Annotated in this window: 20 protein-coding genes and 1 pseudogene; 10 read left to right on the top strand and 11 right to left on the bottom strand. The window is 63.8% G+C overall.

What is annotated here, in order from left to right:
• Window positions 1–4 precede the first annotated feature (4 nt).
• On the bottom strand, window positions 5–253 hold the full coding sequence (locus tag FNL56_RS27530) for a hypothetical protein (protein ID WP_168202839.1): 249 nt from the start codon (window positions 251–253) through the stop codon (window positions 5–7).
• Between the two features lie 51 nt (window positions 254–304).
• Here FNL56_RS27530 and leuC point away from each other — a divergent pair, with 51 nt between their 5' ends.
• Together leuC and FNL56_RS02510 are read left to right on the top strand one after the other, a co-directional pair.
• On the top strand, window positions 305–1,720 hold the full coding sequence (leuC, locus tag FNL56_RS02505; protein WP_143571437.1) for a 3-isopropylmalate dehydratase large subunit: 1,416 nt from the start codon (window positions 305–307) through the stop codon (window positions 1,718–1,720).
• Between the two features lie 163 nt (window positions 1,721–1,883).
• Window positions 1,884–3,050, top strand: a complete 1,167-nt coding sequence (locus FNL56_RS02510) for a winged helix-turn-helix domain-containing protein (protein WP_143577445.1) — start codon at window positions 1,884–1,886, stop codon at window positions 3,048–3,050.
• A 135-nt stretch (window positions 3,051–3,185) separates the two neighbouring features.
• Here the strand turns inward: FNL56_RS02510 and FNL56_RS02515 are convergent, their stop codons facing one another.
• From FNL56_RS02515 to FNL56_RS02530, 4 genes are all read right to left on the bottom strand, one after another.
• The gene (locus tag FNL56_RS02515) at window positions 3,186–3,902 is read right to left on the bottom strand and encodes a DUF6969 family protein (RefSeq protein WP_143571439.1); all 717 of its coding nucleotides are present in this window, start codon (window positions 3,900–3,902) and stop codon (window positions 3,186–3,188) included.
• An 88-nt stretch (window positions 3,903–3,990) separates the two neighbouring features.
• Complete coding sequence (locus FNL56_RS02520) at window positions 3,991–4,236, bottom strand: hypothetical protein (RefSeq protein WP_143571440.1); 246 nt, start codon at window positions 4,234–4,236, stop codon at window positions 3,991–3,993.
• Between the two features lie 35 nt (window positions 4,237–4,271).
• On the bottom strand, window positions 4,272–4,997 hold the full coding sequence (locus FNL56_RS02525) for a cytochrome c biogenesis CcdA family protein (RefSeq protein ID WP_246660835.1): 726 nt from the start codon (window positions 4,995–4,997) through the stop codon (window positions 4,272–4,274).
• 1 nt (window position 4,998) lies between these two features.
• Window positions 4,999–5,376: a thioredoxin family protein gene (locus FNL56_RS02530; RefSeq protein ID WP_143571442.1), complete on the bottom strand. Its 378-nt coding sequence runs from the start codon at window positions 5,374–5,376 to the stop codon at window positions 4,999–5,001.
• A 136-nt stretch (window positions 5,377–5,512) separates the two neighbouring features.
• Here FNL56_RS02530 and FNL56_RS02535 point away from each other — a divergent pair, with 136 nt between their 5' ends.
• Both FNL56_RS02535 and FNL56_RS02540 read left to right on the top strand, forming a co-directional pair.
• The gene (locus tag FNL56_RS02535) at window positions 5,513–6,082 is read left to right on the top strand and encodes a sigma-70 family RNA polymerase sigma factor (protein WP_143571443.1); all 570 of its coding nucleotides are present in this window, start codon (window positions 5,513–5,515) and stop codon (window positions 6,080–6,082) included.
• Between the two features lie 2 nt (window positions 6,083–6,084).
• The gene (locus FNL56_RS02540) at window positions 6,085–6,732 is read left to right on the top strand and encodes an NrsF family protein (protein WP_246660836.1); all 648 of its coding nucleotides are present in this window, start codon (window positions 6,085–6,087) and stop codon (window positions 6,730–6,732) included.
• 65 nt (window positions 6,733–6,797) lie between these two features.
• Here the strand turns inward: FNL56_RS02540 and FNL56_RS28670 are convergent, their stop codons facing one another.
• The 4 genes from FNL56_RS28670 to FNL56_RS02560 form a co-directional block, all read right to left on the bottom strand.
• Window positions 6,798–7,400 (bottom strand): hypothetical protein, encoded by a 603-nt coding sequence (locus tag FNL56_RS28670; RefSeq protein WP_168202840.1) that lies wholly within the window; start codon window positions 7,398–7,400, stop codon window positions 6,798–6,800.
• 200 nt (window positions 7,401–7,600) lie between these two features.
• Window positions 7,601–8,125, bottom strand: a complete 525-nt coding sequence (locus tag FNL56_RS02550) for a hypothetical protein (RefSeq protein WP_143571446.1) — start codon at window positions 8,123–8,125, stop codon at window positions 7,601–7,603.
• 189 nt (window positions 8,126–8,314) lie between these two features.
• Window positions 8,315–8,614 (bottom strand): hypothetical protein, encoded by a 300-nt coding sequence (locus tag FNL56_RS02555; protein ID WP_143571447.1) that lies wholly within the window; start codon window positions 8,612–8,614, stop codon window positions 8,315–8,317.
• 182 nt (window positions 8,615–8,796) lie between these two features.
• Entirely contained in the window at window positions 8,797–9,105 is a 309-nt protein-coding gene (locus FNL56_RS02560; protein WP_143571448.1) for a hypothetical protein, read from the bottom strand.
• A 116-nt stretch (window positions 9,106–9,221) separates the two neighbouring features.
• On the opposite strand from FNL56_RS02560, the gene FNL56_RS02565 reads away from it, so the two are divergent.
• The 3 genes and pseudogenes from FNL56_RS02565 to FNL56_RS02575 all read left to right on the top strand — a co-directional run bounded on the left by FNL56_RS02565 (window position 9,222) and on the right by FNL56_RS02575 (window position 11,156).
• Window positions 9,222–9,623: a metallopeptidase family protein gene (locus FNL56_RS02565; RefSeq protein WP_143571449.1), complete on the top strand. Its 402-nt coding sequence runs from the start codon at window positions 9,222–9,224 to the stop codon at window positions 9,621–9,623.
• A gap of 70 nt (window positions 9,624–9,693) precedes the next feature.
• On the top strand, window positions 9,694–10,299 hold the full coding sequence (gene leuD, locus FNL56_RS02570; protein WP_143571450.1) for a 3-isopropylmalate dehydratase small subunit: 606 nt from the start codon (window positions 9,694–9,696) through the stop codon (window positions 10,297–10,299).
• Window positions 10,300–10,366: 67 nt separating this feature from the next.
• A pseudogene (locus FNL56_RS02575) lies at window positions 10,367–11,156 on the top strand (hypothetical protein).
• A 157-nt stretch (window positions 11,157–11,313) separates the two neighbouring features.
• Here FNL56_RS02575 and FNL56_RS02580 read toward each other — a convergent pair.
• On the bottom strand, window positions 11,314–12,189 hold the full coding sequence (locus FNL56_RS02580; protein ID WP_143571451.1) for an HpcH/HpaI aldolase/citrate lyase family protein: 876 nt from the start codon (window positions 12,187–12,189) through the stop codon (window positions 11,314–11,316).
• Between the two features lie 131 nt (window positions 12,190–12,320).
• Here FNL56_RS02580 and FNL56_RS02585 point away from each other — a divergent pair, with 131 nt between their 5' ends.
• Window positions 12,321–12,956 carry a carbonic anhydrase gene (locus FNL56_RS02585; protein ID WP_143571452.1) on the top strand — a complete coding sequence of 212 codons (636 nt, stop codon included), beginning with the start codon at window positions 12,321–12,323 and terminating at the stop codon, window positions 12,954–12,956.
• A 186-nt stretch (window positions 12,957–13,142) separates the two neighbouring features.
• Here the strand turns inward: FNL56_RS02585 and FNL56_RS02590 are convergent, their stop codons facing one another.
• The gene (locus FNL56_RS02590) at window positions 13,143–14,177 is read right to left on the bottom strand and encodes an aspartate-semialdehyde dehydrogenase (protein WP_143571453.1); all 1,035 of its coding nucleotides are present in this window, start codon (window positions 14,175–14,177) and stop codon (window positions 13,143–13,145) included.
• Between the two features lie 180 nt (window positions 14,178–14,357).
• Between FNL56_RS02590 and FNL56_RS02595 the strand changes: the two genes are divergently transcribed.
• On the top strand, window positions 14,358–14,615 hold the full coding sequence (locus FNL56_RS02595; RefSeq protein ID WP_143577446.1) for a hypothetical protein: 258 nt from the start codon (window positions 14,358–14,360) through the stop codon (window positions 14,613–14,615).
• Between the two features lie 170 nt (window positions 14,616–14,785).
• Window positions 14,786–15,202 carry a hypothetical protein gene (locus tag FNL56_RS02600; protein ID WP_143571455.1) on the top strand — a complete coding sequence of 139 codons (417 nt, stop codon included), beginning with the start codon at window positions 14,786–14,788 and terminating at the stop codon, window positions 15,200–15,202.
• Window positions 15,203–15,264 lie beyond the last annotated feature (62 nt).

The raw sequence follows: 15,264 nt of genomic DNA on the forward strand, positions 1-15,264 counted from the left end.
CGCGTTACGGAATTGCAATCAAAGCGCGGCGCAAGCCGCGCTTTTTTGCGTTGTGCCGCGCATTGGCGAAAGCCTGCGCCGGTGCTATATGGCTGGAATGTTTCCAGATCTGTACCAACTGATGGCCCGCATCGTGATCGACGATCACAGCCGGCTGCCCGGACGATTCTTCGGTCGCTTCACGACGGGGGTTGCGGCTGAGCTTTGATAGCTCTGACGCCGTCCGATCGTTCGCTTTGGCTGCCCGCCGCATTCCGACACCCCGCGCAGCATTTCCGGTTCACATTCCTCAAGGCATGATCCCATGACCGACGCCTCCCAGCCGACCACCCTGTACGACAAGATCTGGAACGACCATCTGGTGCACGAGGCCGATGACGGCACCTGCCTGCTCTATGTCGATCGCCATCTGGTACATGAAGTCACCTCGCCGCAGGCGTTCGAAGGCTTGCGCGCCGCGGGCCGCAACGTGCATGCGCCGTCGAAGACGCTGGCCGTCGTCGATCACAACGTGCCGACCACCGATCGCTCCAAGCCCAATCCCGATCCGGAAAGTGCCGAGCAGATTGCCGTGCTGGCCGAGAACGTCCGCGAGTTCGGCATCGAGTACTACAACGAGTTCGATATTCGTCAGGGCATCGTCCACGTCATCGGCCCGGAGCAGGGTTTTACGCTGCCCGGCACCACGATCGTCTGCGGCGACAGCCACACCTCGACGCATGGCGCGTTCGGCGCGCTGGCGCATGGCATCGGCACCTCCGAAGTGGAGCACGTCCTGGCGACGCAGACGCTGATCCAGAAGAAAGCCAAGAACATGCGCATCACCGTCGATGGCGTTCTGCCCGACGGCGTCACCGGCAAGGACATCATCCTGGCGATCATCGGCGATATCGGCACCGCCGGTGGCACCGGCTATGTGATGGAGTATGCCGGCGAGGCGATCCGCGCACTGTCGATGGAAGGCCGCATGACGGTCTGCAACATGTCGATCGAAGGCGGCGCCCGCGCCGGCCTGATCGCGCCCGACGAGAAGGCCTATGAATTCCTGAAGGGCCGGCCGATGTCGCCGAAGGGCGCGATGTGGGACGAGGCGATGCGTTATTGGGAGACTCTGCGCTCTGACGAGGGCGCCTTCTTCGACCATGAATTGCGGCTGGACGCGGCCAAACTGCCGCCGATCGTCACCTGGGGCACCTCGCCGGAAGACGTCGTCTCGATCTCCGGCGTGGTGCCGGACCCCGACCGGATCGCTGACGAGGCCAAGCGGATCTCCAAGCATCGCGCGCTGGATTACATGGGCCTGAAGGCGGGTACGAAGATCACCGACATCAAGCTCGACCGCATCTTCATCGGCTCCTGCACCAATGGCCGTATCGAGGATCTTAGGGCTGCTGCGAAGGTCGTCGAGGGCCACACCGTCAACGGTAATCTGAGCGCGATGATCGTGCCGGGCTCCGGCCTGGTGAAGGCGCAGGCCGAAGCCGAGGGGCTGGACAAGATCTTCCTGAAAGCCGGCTTCGAATGGCGCGAGCCCGGCTGCTCGATGTGCCTGGCGATGAATCCCGACAAGCTGCTGCCGGAGGAGCGCTGCGCCGCCACCTCGAACCGCAATTTCGAGGGCCGCCAGGGCCACAAGGGCCGCACCCATCTGGTGTCGCCCGCGATGGCGGCAGCGGCGGCGATTGCCGGACACTTTGTGGATATTCGCGAGTGGCGCTGAGTTAGCACGAACCTCTCAGCCGTCATTGCGAGGAGCGAAGCGAAGAGGAAATTCAGAAAGCCACAAACTCGGCAATACTGGATTGCTTCATCGCAAGGGCTCCTCGCAATGACGGGGATAGGCCGGTGTGAGCACAGCTGCGAATTCTGCTAAAGTTGCGGCCATGCTCCGCAAGCCTGCCAGCCCGATCCCCATCGAACCCACCACCGCCCGCGCCATCTGGTTGCGCGCACAGCGGCTCGATGTGCGCGCGCCGTTTGGCGACGGCGCGCAGGCCGTCGCGGAGGCCGTGGCGCATCTCGGCTATGTGCAGATCGATACCATCCACGTCATCGAGCGCAGCCATCACCATATCCTGTTTTCGCGGATGCCCGGTTACCGGCGCGAATATCTCAAGCAGGCGCAGACGCACGACAAGAGCGTGTTCGAATACTGGACCCACGCTCTGTCTTACGTGCCGACGGCGGACCTGCGCTACTTCGTGCCGGACATGACGTACTACCGTCGCAACGGGCATTCGTTCTTTGCGACGGTGACGCCGGCCGACATGCGAAAAGTGCTGCGGCTGGCGAGGGCCGGGCCGCTGTCGATCCGCGACATCGATGACGACGTGCTGCGCGACAAGGACCATCAATGGGCCAGCCGCAAGCCGTCGAAGCGGGCGCTGCAGCTGGCGTTCTACGAAGGCGTGCTGACGATCTCCGAGCGTACCGGCATGCTGAAGACCTATGATCTCACACTCCGTCATTTCGGCTGGGACAAGCTGCCAAAGGCGGCCAGCGCGCCGGAGAAGATCGCCTATTTGCTCGACCGAGCACTGCGTTCGCAGGGCATCGTCAGCCTGGATTCGATTTGCCATCTCGATGCGCCGTCCAAAGCCGCCGTGCGAAAGCTGATCGAGGCGCGGATACGGCGCGGCGAGCTTGTGCCGGTGGCGCTCGACGGGGCCGGCAAGCAGGAGCACTGGGCCGCGCCCGCGGCGATCGAGGATTCAAGCGAAGGCGACAGCAAGCTGGTACACATTCTGTCGCCGTTCGATCCGCTGATCATCCAGCGCAAGCGCACCAACCTGTTCTTCGGCTACGACCACCGCTTCGAAGCCTATGTGCCGAAGGAGAAACGCCAGCTCGGTTACTTCGCATTGCCGGTGCTGGTCCATGGCGCGATCGTCGCCGCGCTCGATCTGAAGACCGACCGCGAGGCAGGGAAACTGCTGATGCAGAAATGGAGCTGGGTCGGCGACGGCGCGAACAAGTCGCCGCGTAAGCAATGGAAGCGCCGCATCGAGGAAGAGCTCGCGCGATTTGAAAAATTCCAGCTTGGCCGGTGAGGCATTCGCTTCACGGATGCTGCCGCACAACTGTACCCGCTGGGTCCCGGACAATAGCGAGCACGCTGCTCACCACGATGGATCGATCCGCGCCAGGAATTCGGAGCGGCAGATCTGGCGCGGGATTGGGATCGCCTATGGATCGGGACTGCCCAGGCTGTCCAGCCATTCGATCTGACCGACAAGAGATATGGCCATTGACGACGTGACTTCGAGCTCGCGATCCTCGAACACGTCGCGCTCCGGATGTCGGGCGCGCCAGCATTCAATGGCCTGATCGCGCTGCAGGATGAGTTGTTCGATTTGCGGACGAAACAGCACCAGCATCGCCGACAGCCACTGATTGAGCGGCCAGGACGGCGAGGCGAGGTCTATGTCAAAGCGATCCAGCATCGCGATCACGTCGCGCGCAGCGTACCAAGTTTCGCCGGTCACCCAGCGGTTGGTGGTGAAGAGCCGTTCCGGCAGTCCTTGCGGCGTCATCGAAATCGCGATGAGATGACAGGATACGCCGGCGGGCGACGCGCTATCAGAATGCACGGCCGGGCGCAGATGGTCGGGGAATCCATCCTGCATCAGGAACGTATGGAAATGTCCGAAGTCGCCGTCCCGCGTCTCATCCGGTGCGTGCGCGTGAAAATAATAATGCGCGTGTGTCTCCGAGTCATGTACGTCATCGGGCGGATAGTGCTCCCACTCGGTGAATTCGTCGCAGCGCAACACCTCGCCGACCAGGTTCTGCCCGCTCTTGGAAAGCACGCGGATGCAGTCGGCAGCCTTGACAGCGGCCTCGGTCATTAGCCGCAGTTGTGCGGCGGATATCACTTCCGCCCGGCCCGGTGCATTGTCCATCGGCTTTTCCACGTACTCGGTGTCAGGCCGGCGGGCTTGTCGTCCGCCGGCGCGGTTCGGAATCAGCGGTGCGTGCTGCGGTCGAAAGTTATTTCTTCATTCCGCCGGTATTCGCCGCCTTGGCCGCGCAAGGATTGCTACCCTTGGCGGCGCAAGGATTGGCGGCCTTCGCAGCGCACGGATTGGCTGCCTTGGCCGCGCAGGGATTCCTTCCAGTCTTGGCCGCGCAGGGATTGGCAGCCTGGGCCCGGGCCGGTGCCGCCGTTGCGGCGACCATGCCGCTGACGGCCGCGATCGAACCGAGCATCTGGAGCGACTTCTTGAGAGAACTCATTGGACTTCCTCCGGGATAGGTTGAATTGACGACGCTTATAGTCGCGTCGTTACGTTCACCAGCCAGTCCGGCATGGCGTTCGTCAGATAGGCCTCGACGATCTTGTCGAGACCGGTGATCACGAACAGGCCGACCGCGAGCAAAGCCGCTCCCGCGACCGGCTTCAGGAAGCGCGATGCCTCGGCCATCCGGTTGCGGCGGGTCAGCATCGCCTGCCGCGAGCCGTAGGCGAGCGCCAACACCGGCGTCGCAGCGCCGGCGCCGAACACCAGCATCAACAGCAGCGCGCTCATCATCGTGGTGCTTTGGGCCGCGAGTCCGATGGCGGCGCCGAGCGTCGGGCCTGCGCAAGGCGACCACACCGCTCCCAGCAAGATCCCGAGCAGAAACTGGCCGGGGATGCCGGTGAATGACAGGCGCCCCAACAGGTTGTTGCCGCCTGCCGTCAGCGGAGCCGCCGCCGACGTCAGAGCCATCTGCAACGCAGGTACCAGCAAAACCACGCCGAACACGATCATCAGCACGGCCACGGCATGGCGCAGCACACCGGAATCGATGCCGAGGTTGAGCCCGATGGCCGCGACGAACAGGCCCGTCGCGGCAAACGACCCCGCCAGACCGGTCGCCAGCGCGACCGGGCCGAGCGGGTGCTGCTCGATGGCGCCGATGATCACGATCGGGAGCAAGGGCAGCACGCAGGGCGACAGCGTGGACAGCGTTCCGGCGCCGTAGCTGAATGCAAGGCTGGCCAGGTCGGTCAACTCACAGGGCCTTCTTGACCATATTGGAGACGGCGGTAGCATCGGTTACGCCGGTCGACCGGCCGACTTCCTTGTCACCCTTGTAGACGATCAAGGTGCTCTGCGTCTGCACGCCGAACTTCCTCAGCAGATCCTTCGACGTATCGAAGTCGATTTCCATCACCACGAGTTGCGGGTTGCTCTTCTCCAGGGCTGCGATCACCGGCCGTTGCGCCTTGCAGGTCGGGCACCATGGCGCCGTGACGTCCACCAGGATGCTCTTGTTGGCGCGTTGCGCGGCCTGGAATCCGTCGGCGCTAAAGGGTTGGGCCGCTTGCGCGATGGATGACACGAGCAGCAGGCCGGCGGCGAGAACGACCTTCGAGAATAGATTTGACATGGCGCTTGATCCCCGTTTGTGAACACGAGGGCGCCGTTGCACCCTCGGACCGTTATTCTCGGCGGCGTTGTAAAAAGTTACAGAGCTGCAATGATTGTTGGCGTTCCTCACGCCTTTGTGACCCTGGGTTGCCGACATGATCTTCGATGAACATGGGGAGCGCGAACTGACGGCTTGGATGCGCGCGGCGCAGGATGGCGATTACGCCGCCTATGACAGGCTGTTGAAGACGCTCGCAACCGGCCTGCGCTCCGTCATTCGCCGCAGGCGTCCGTTTCTGCAGCTCGCGGATGTCGAGGACATCGTGCAGGATGTTCTGCTGTCGTTGCATTCGGTTCGGTCGTCCTACGATCCCGGCCGTCCGTTCATACCGTGGCTGATGGCGATTGTCCGCAACCGGATGGCCGACGCGGCAAGGCGCTATGCGCGGCGCACCGAAAATGAGGTCGATGCCGGGGAATTCCCTGAAACCTTTTCGCCGGTCGAAACGAAGGACACACTTGGGGATCTGATTGACCAAGAGGCCATGGCGCTTGCCATCGATGCGCTGCCGGCGGGACAGAAAAAGGCAATCGAGATGCTCAAGGTCAGAGGGCTTTCGCTGCGCGAGGCATCCGCCGCCAGTGGCCTGAGCATCGCCGCGTTGAAGGTCGCGGTGCATCGCGCGGTGCATTCGCTGCGCAAGACCATGAGAGGGATGAGCTGAGGATGGATACCGACCAGATCATCGCGCGACTTGCACAAGACGCGCCCGCACGCCGGCTGCCGGGTCCGGTGGCGAGAGCCGCGTTGTGGATATCAGTCGCGCTGATCTCGGTCGGTGCCGTCGTGTATGCAATGTCGCTGCGGGCCGATCTCGCGATGAAGATGAGCGATGCCCGCTTCGTCATCGAACAGGTCTCGGCGTTGCTGACGGCGGCGACGGCGGCGCTGGCGGCGTTCGCTACCACCATCCCCGGCCGTTCGCGGGCGTGGATCGTGCTGCCGGCCATTCCGCTTGCGGTCTGGGCGAGTTGCGTCGGTTACGGTTGCGTCGCGGAATGGTTGAGTGGAAGCGCCGGTTTCCAGTCGGACTGGCTATGCCTGCCCGCCATTGCCGCGGTCGGCGCCATTCCCGCCGTGGCGATGGTGGCGATGTTGCGTGCAGGCGCGCCCCTGCTGCCCCGCACCAGCGTTGCGCTCGGCGGTCTCGCGGCCGCAGCGCTGGGTGATTTTGGCCTGCGGCTTTTTCACAACGCCGACGGCGGCTGGATGGTGCTCGTCTGGCAACTCGGCAGTGTTGCCGTCCTGACCTGGATCGCCGGGCGCGCCGGGCCGAGCCTGCTGCGATGGCGGCATCTTGACCAACCGCGATAACGGCGCCGGCGCCCATTCCCGATCGGGTCGGGGACAGGCGCCGGCTACGACCGCTGTATCTGCTGCTACCAGGAAACGTTGAAACGATGAACGCGGCGCCAGTGGCGATGATGCCAGGGTTTGTAGCGGCAGATTTTTCGCGGGCCGTAATAGGTCATCACGACGCGGCAAAAACGTCGCGGATGATAATAGCGCGGGCCGTAATAGATCGGCGCGTAGCCGTAATAGCGCGGTCGGTAATGGTGGCGGTAGCCATAGCGCACCGGCGCGTAGACGTGGCGGCGCGCGATGAAGGGCGCGGCATAACGAATGCCGCCGCCGGCAAAGGCCGGCCGGCCGATCGCCATGCCGCCGCCGCGAAACGCCGGGGCCGGGCGGAATCCGCCGCCTCCCCCATGGAAGCCGCCTCGGAACCCGCCGCCGCCGTGAAAGGCAGGACCACCTCCGCCGCCGCGAAAGCCGCCACCGCCGCCGGGAGCCCCGCCGCCGCCCAGTACTTTCATCTGGACTTGCGTCGTACCGTCCGGCGCCTGTCTCGTCGCGGGCGCCGTACCCGGCCCGATCAGCGAGACGGCGCGTGCGGGCGCCGTCGAGAGCAGGATCGCTGCCGCGGCGACCACGCCGAGCGAGTGCACCAGACCACGCGCAAAACCTTGACCTGTCGTCATGGCAGACGTCCTCCCGATCATGGGTGCATGGGACACCTGCGCCGAGCCGAACCGGCGTCGTGGGTGCTATTCCCTTTAACCTTGCGTGAAAATTACGAAGGACGATCTGAACGCCTCATGAATGAAACCGCCATGCGGTCGACCAAACGAAATCGGGCGCCCGAAGGCGCCCGTCATGTTCATCACTCGCGGGTGGATGATTACCAGCGACCGAAGCCGAAGCCCGGACCACCGAAGCCGAAACCAACGCTGATCGCGGGACCGCCATGGCCATAGCCATAGCCGCGATGGCCGAAGCCGACGCCGTAGCCGCTATAACCATAGGGCCGGCCGTAACCGCCGAACGAACTGCCGTAATACGGGCTGCCGTAATAGGCCGGGCGATAGCCGCCGTAGCCATAGGGGCTACCGGAATAGGCCGGCGGCAGGTAGTAGGAGCGCTGATACGGCCGTGCGTAGCCATAGCGCGGCGCATAACCGTAACGCGGCCCATAGACGTAACGCGGTGCGAAGCCACGATGATAGCCGCGGTACACATGATGGCCGCGCATATAGTGACGACGTGCGTGATGATGACGGCGCTGGGCGCTAAAATCAGTAATGCCGGACTTGCCGGGCGCGGCTTGCTGCGAAGACTGCGGCGCGGCGGTGGCTGCCGTGCCTGCCAAGGCTCCGCCGAAGGCGACGGCGGCCGTCATGACGGCGGCGCTAATCCATGTTTTCATAGTGCTTTCCTTCAGTGATGCCCCAACGCCACGCTAACTCATATTTGCCACGCGGTTTCCCGCGACACAGCGACGCGGCAGAGAGGTCGGATCTTCCGGCACAAGGCCATCCGCGAACACGCGAACGAGACAATTGTTTGTGAACAGGCCCGCGGGAGCGGGCCTGTTCGGAGTACAGTTTGGCGTCGATCAGAACCGGTAGTGACCGCGGCGATGGCCGTAATGCGGGCGCGGCGCGAAGTGCGGACCGCGATAATAGCCGCGGTGATGGCGGAAACCGTGATGCGGGCGGCCATAGCCACGGTGTGCACGGTAGCCGCGATGGTGCCGCCGGTACTGTACTTCGGTCACGCCGGCGCCGACGCCGCTCTGCACGGTGGCCGCGATGCCGGGGCTGTTCAGCGACATCGCCTCGGCGCGCTGGCCGGGCGTCGCGACGAACAGCAATCCTGCGATCGCCGCAAAACCAAAGATCTTCCTGATGTTCATTTTCGTTTCCTCATTTCGGCACCGTTATGATGCCGCACGGCAGGACACGCCGCGCTTGAAGTAACGCTAGGACAGCTGCGGTGAACGCGATGTGAATGATGGCGATGTCGTTTCGGACATCCTGTCGCTGAAACAAAAACGAAATTGCCGACCGGCAAACGATCCGCGCGACGCTGTTGCGATCAGCCGCGGCGCCAGAAGCAGTTCATGCGCGGAACGATCACGGTTCCGCTCGGGCGGAATTCCTGCACCAGCGTGGCCGTGCAATCACGCACCGCGTTCGGGCCGGGATTGTATTGCGGATAGACGCCGCGCACCTCGTCATTGCGGTAGATTCGGACGCGGGCGCGCGGGCGGCGGCTCTGCGCCGACAGGTCTGAGCCGGACTGAGCCTGCGTCACGCGTGGGGCAGATTGCGCCTGCGCCGTGCCGGCCGCCGGCAGGGCGCAAAGCGCCGCAGCCAAACCCATCGCCCCGATCGAAATCCGCATCTTCAACGCCCCAAACCGTCCAAATCGAGCCGCAACGTCCCCGATTGCCGCCCGCCCGTCAACCGCCGCGGCGTCCAGGCTTTGCCCAATCCGGCGCAATCTTCTACACAGGATGGATGTGGTCCTCCGCCAAAGCCCCCGATCTTGCCGAGATGGAAACGATGGCGCACGCCATGCTGGCGCTGCTGCCGGACGGTTTTCGCAAATTATGCGAGGGCGTCATTATCCGGGTCGATGATTTCCCGACCGACGAGGTGCTGGAGGAGATGCAGGCGGAGACCGAATTCGACCTTCTCGGCCTGTTCCAGGGCATAGGCCTGCCGTTCCAGGGCCATGACACCACCGGCCAGATGCCCAACATGATCTGGCTGTACCGCCGCCCGATCCTGGATTACTGGGCCGAACACGACGAAACCCTCGGTCACATCGTCCGCCACGTGCTGATCCACGAGATCGGGCATCATTTCGGCCTGTCGGACGACGACATGGAGGCGATCGAGGCGCAGGTGGCCGATTAGGGGCTCAGATCGCCCTTGGACGCCACGTCCGATCGGGCTAGAACGCGGCCACAATCGAGGGACGAGCACGATGGAAAAGTTCACCACGCTGGAAGGCGTCGCGGCGCCGATGAAGGTGATCAATGTCGATACCGACATGATCATTCCCAAACAGTACCTCAAGACCATCAAGCGCACGGGGCTGGGCAAGGGGCTGTTTGCCGAAGCGCGCTACAAGGACGACGGCAGCGAGAATCCCGATTTCGTGCTCAACAAGCCGGCCTATCGCAATGCCAAGATCATGGTCGCCGGCGACAATTTCGGCTGCGGCTCGAGCCGCGAGCACGCGCCGTGGGCGCTCCTGGATTTCGGTATCCGCTGCGTGATCTCGACCTCGTTCGGCGACATCTTCTACAACAATTGCTTCAAGAACGGCGTACTGCCGATCCGTGTCTCGCAGGAAACGCTGGACCATCTGTTCGACGATGCCGAGCGCGGCGCCAATGCGACGGTGTCGATCGATCTCGAGAAGCAGGAAATCCGCGGTCCCGATGGTGGCGTTGTGCACTTCGAGATCGACGCGTTCCGCAAGCACTGCATGCTCAACGGCCTCGACGATATCGGCCTGACCAAGGAAAAGCAGGGTTCGATTGACGCCTACGAAGAACAAGCCAAGACCGCACGCGCTTGGGCGTGATCGTAGCTGCCAAGTGACGCGTGTGATTCCCGACGTCGTCACCTTCTGAGATGGGCGGCTCGATGCGCTGCGGCTGCTGTGCCTGCGGTCGCAGGGCAGGGCATCGCGTCACGCTGTACAGCTTCGCGCCGCTGCGGGGCCTGCCGCACGGCGTCGTAAATGCCGATGCCACAGCCGTTTTGCCGCGCGCTTTCGCCGAACGGCTGCGGTCTTCCGGCAAAGGTGGTGCGTGGCGCGACTGGACCACGCTGCAGTTCAGCGATTTCTTCCGGATGCGGCTGATGGCTTTGGGCGCGGGGCTGTGGCTCGACGCTGACGTGCTGTTGCTCAGGCCTGTCGAGATCGATCCGGCAAAACCCTATTTCGCCTGGGAGAAGCCGCGCCAGCTAGGCAACTCCGTATTGTATCTGCCGCCGGACGATTCGATCGTGAAGGCCTTCGCCGCGTTGATGGCGCAGGACGAACTGACGCCGGACTGGCTGGCGTGGCGGCATCGGCTGTCGTTTGCCTGGCGCAGCATGCGCGGGATCACCACGCGCCTCGCCGACATTCGCGTCGCGATCTTCGGCCCGGCCTCGCTCACGGCACTGTCGAAGCGGTTCTGCTACGCAAAGCATGCGCTGCCGCGAAAGTCGTATTACGCGGTGCACGCCGAACCACGATTATTCTTCGAGCCGTCGGATTTTTCCGCTTTGGTTGCGGATCCGGAGATTTTGGGCTTCCACGTCTCGCCCAAGGGCAGAGGCAAGGAGCGGCCGATCGCGGGCAGTTTCTATGCGTGGGCGATGGAGCGGATCGCGAAACCCGTTTACCCTCTGCTGGTGGGGGAGGGTCGAATGACACCGTGCGAAGCGTGATGAAGTTCGGGGTGGGGTGAACCACGCGCTCATCCGAAATAACTTTGCGGTGCTTTGTTTCAGCTATTGCAGCAATGAGGGGCCGTCACTCCACCCCGCTCGCTTCGGCTCCGCCGACAGCGAGCGACCCTCCCCCTCCAGGGGAGGGTGAACACGCTCAGCCCATCGCGGCAATCGCATCCGAAATCGCGATGGTGCGCTTTGCCATGTCGGCGTGCAGCCGCTCGACCATCTTGCCGTCGAGCTGGATCGCGCCGCGGCTTTGGTTTTCCGGCTGTTGGAACGCGGCGATGACGCGGCGGGCGTAAGCGACTTCTTCCGGCGGCGGCGTGAAGATCTCGTTGCAGGCATCGATCTGGCCGGGGTGGATCAGCGTCTTGCCGTCGAAGCCGATGTCGCGGCCCTGCGTCGCTTCGGCCCGGAATCCTTCGGCGTCGCCGATGCCGCTATAGGGGCCGTCGAGCATCTCCAGCCCGTGCAGGCGCGCGGCGAGAATGCAGTGGATGATCATCGGCAGCATCGCCGCGCGACCGGGCAGCATGCGGATCCGGGTTTCGCGCGCGATGTCGTTGGGGCCGAACACGAAGCCGGCCAGCCGCATCTCGGAATCCCGCGACGCCGCCGCCAGTTCTTCGGCATGCAGGACGGCGCCGGAGGTTTCGATCATCGCCCACACCTTGATCGACATGTCGGCATTGATGTCGCCGAGCCGGTCGGCGATCGCTGCCAGGTCCGCGACGCTGGAAATCTTCGGCACCAGAATGCCGTCCGGCTTGACGCGCCCGGCCATGGTGACGTCGTCGATCCACCACGGCGAATCCAGCGCGTTGATGCGAATGATGACCTCGCGCTGGCCGAAGCCGCCGGCGCTGACCGCCTGCGCGATGGCGTCGCGGGCGCTCGCCTTGGCGTCGGGTGCCACGGCGTCCTCGAGGTCGAGGATGATGCCGTCGGCCGGCAGCGTGCGGGCTTTTTCAAGCGCGCGCGGGTTGGAGCCCGGCATGAACAGGACACTGCGGCGCGGACGGATCATGGCGTCATTCCCTGTGATATTGCGCCCCGAGGGCGGTTATGGCTGTCGCGATAACATTTCAGGCCTTCGCCCGAAAGGCTTGTCCGAGGCGGCGTCCTATGGTTATCCGGGGAAACCTAAGAGGCGAACCTATGACCGAATTTCCGCAAAACCTCATCTCTGGCTACCAGACCTTCACGTCGCAGCGGCTGCCGACCGAACAATCGCGGTTCCGCGAATTGTCCGAGCGTGGCCAGTCACCGGAGGTGATGGTGATCGGCTGCTGCGATTCGCGGGTGTCGCCGGAGGTCATCTTCGATGCCAGCCCCGGCGAATTGTTCGTGGTGCGCAACATCGCCAATCTGGTGCCGGTGTATCAGCCCGATGGCGGTGCCCACGGCGTCTCGGCGGCGCTGGAATATGCCGTGCAGGTTTTGCGGGTGAAGCACATCGTCGTGCTCGGCCACGCACAATGCGGCGGCATCCGCGCCTTCGTCGACAATGCCGCGCCGCTGTCGCCGGGCGATTTCATCGGCCGCTGGATGTCGATGTTCGTCAAGCCGGGCGAGACGGTGGAAATCCGCGACCACGAGACGATGACGGATTTTGCGACACGGATCGAGAAGGCCGCGGTGATGCGCAGCCTGGAAAATCTTGGCACCTTCCCCTTCGTGCAGGCCGCGATCGCGCGCGGCGAGTTGCAGCTGCACGGCGCTTATTTCGGCGTCGCGATGGGGTCGCTGTCGGTGCTGGATCAGGACGCGAAGGAATTCCTGGCGGTCAGATAGCGAGAGGGCGACCGCTTAGAAGCGGAGCGCTGTAGCTCTTCTCCCCCTTGCGGGGAGGGGCCGGGGTGGGGGTAGCCGCAGGCGACGGCGTTTGCGGCTACCCCCACCCCGGCAATCATCGCGCTGCGCGCGCCGATTGCCGACCTTCCCCGCAAGGGGGAGGGTGACTACAGCGTTCGTTGCTACTTACGCCGCCTTCTTCTTCGCGGTGATCAGCTTGCGGTTGATCAGGCACTCGGCGATCTGCACGGCGTTGAGCGCTGCACCCTTGCGCAGATTGTCCGACACGCACCACAGCACCAGGCCGTTCTCCACCGTGGCATCCTCGCGGATGCGGCTGATGTAGGTGGCGTCCTCGCCGGCCGCTTCATACGGCGTGACGTAGCCACCGGCCTCGCGCTTGTCGATCACCAGGCAGCCCGGCGCGTTGCGCAGGATGTCGCGGGCTTCGTCGGCCGAGATCGGATTCGCAAACTCGATGTTGACCGCTTCGGAATGGCCGACGAATACCGGCACCCGCACGCAGGTCGCCGACATCTTGATTTTGGGATCAAGAATCTTCTTGGTCTCCATCATCATCTTCCACTCTTCCTTCGTGTAGCCATCCTCCATGAAGACATCGATCTGGGGGATGACGTTGAAGGCGATCCGCTTCGGGAACTTGGTATTGATCAGTTCCGAATTGGTGTAGACGGCCTTGGTCTGCTGGAACAGTTCGTCCATCGCTTCCTTGCCGGCGCCGGACACCGACTGATAGGTCGACACCACGACGCGGGTGATGGTCGCCTTGTCGTGCAGTGGCTTCAGCGCCACGACGAGCTGCGCGGTCGAGCAGTTCGGATTGGCGATGATGCCCTTCTTGGTGAAGCCGGCGCAGGCGTCGGCATTCACTTCCGGCACGATCAGCGGCACGTCCGGGTCCATCCGCCACTGCGACGAATTGTCGATGACAACGGCGCCGGCCGCGGCGATCTTCGGCGACCACTCCTTGGACACCGCGCCTCCTGCCGACATCAAGCAGATATCGACGTCGCTGAAATCGTAATGCTCCAGCGCCTTGCATTTCAGGGTACGGTCGCCATAGGAGACTTCGACGCCCATGCTGCGGCGGGAGGCCAGCGCCACCACCTCGTCAGCGGGGAATTTGCGTTCGTCCAGGATGTTGAGCATTTCACGCCCGACATTGCCGGTCGCTCCGACCAGCGCGACTTTGTAACCCATCGTTCACTCTCCGAAGAAATATGCTTGGCCCCCGCAAGCTGCGGATAGGGTAGCGGCACGGCTTCTATGCGAAAAACCCCGTCGAGACAATGATCGGCGGCCCAATCCCGCGTACCCGTGTGTTAAATGCATCCTGTTCCGACATCGCGCTACCCCTCCCAGACCTGGATGTCCCCGGCGTTGCGCCGCATCGTGGATGACGGCGGCGCGCTGGTGGCGCGTCTGCTGGCCTATGTGGGCGTGCTGGGGCTGATCATCATCGGCGCCCTGCAATCGTTCGACGGCCTGGCCGACCGGGTCGGGCCGGAGCTTGTGAGCCAGCTCAGCCGTCTCATGCCGGCGCCCGCTTCGGTTCAGCCGGCCAAACAGCCGGGTTCGCGGTCGCCGGCAATCCCGATTGCCGGTGTGCCGGGCCTGTTTTTGCGCGGCAGCCTGTGAGGGCCAGCACCACAAGGTGCTGGACCGCATGCAACATTTGGCCCTGGCCGACATTATCTGCCCAAGTGTGGCCCGATTCACCTTGTCGCGGCGCCTATGCGGCAGCTAAACTGCCACCAAATCATGGGCATGCTGCTTCGCCTGCCCATCCGAATGCCAATGAGGACATGATGACCGTGAAATTCCCCGCCAAGACCTCGGCTGCGAAGACGTTTGCAGTGCTGCTTTCGGCGGTTGCCGTGCTGGCGGTCAGCCTCGCGGCGTCGCCGGCCGATGCCCAGACCAAGCGCAAGGCGCGGGTCTATGATCGCGACGCCGCCTATGGGGTGCGCGGCAACCCCAACGCCTCCTATCAGGCCGGTCCGCGTACCCGGGTCTATGTCACCAAGCGTTCCTGGCTCGATGCCGGCGTCGAAGTGCTGCCGGGCGACCGCAAATTCACCGATTATGCCTTCCCCCAGGGCCAGACCTTCGCGCGCGGCAATTTGAACCGCCCGCTGGATCGCCAGCCGCTGAACCCGGCCTCGGATTTCGGCTATGGCGACGACTACCAGACCCGCGGCTTCCCGATTCCCTCGCTGTTCTGAGCGCAGCCAGATCGATCGACGAAAATGCCCGGCTCAGCCGGGCATTTTTGTTTGGGAATGTA

Origin of the sequence: Tardiphaga sp. vice304, from assembly GCF_007018905.1 — a bacterium.
Taxonomy (GTDB): Bacteria; Pseudomonadota; Alphaproteobacteria; order Rhizobiales; family Xanthobacteraceae; genus Tardiphaga.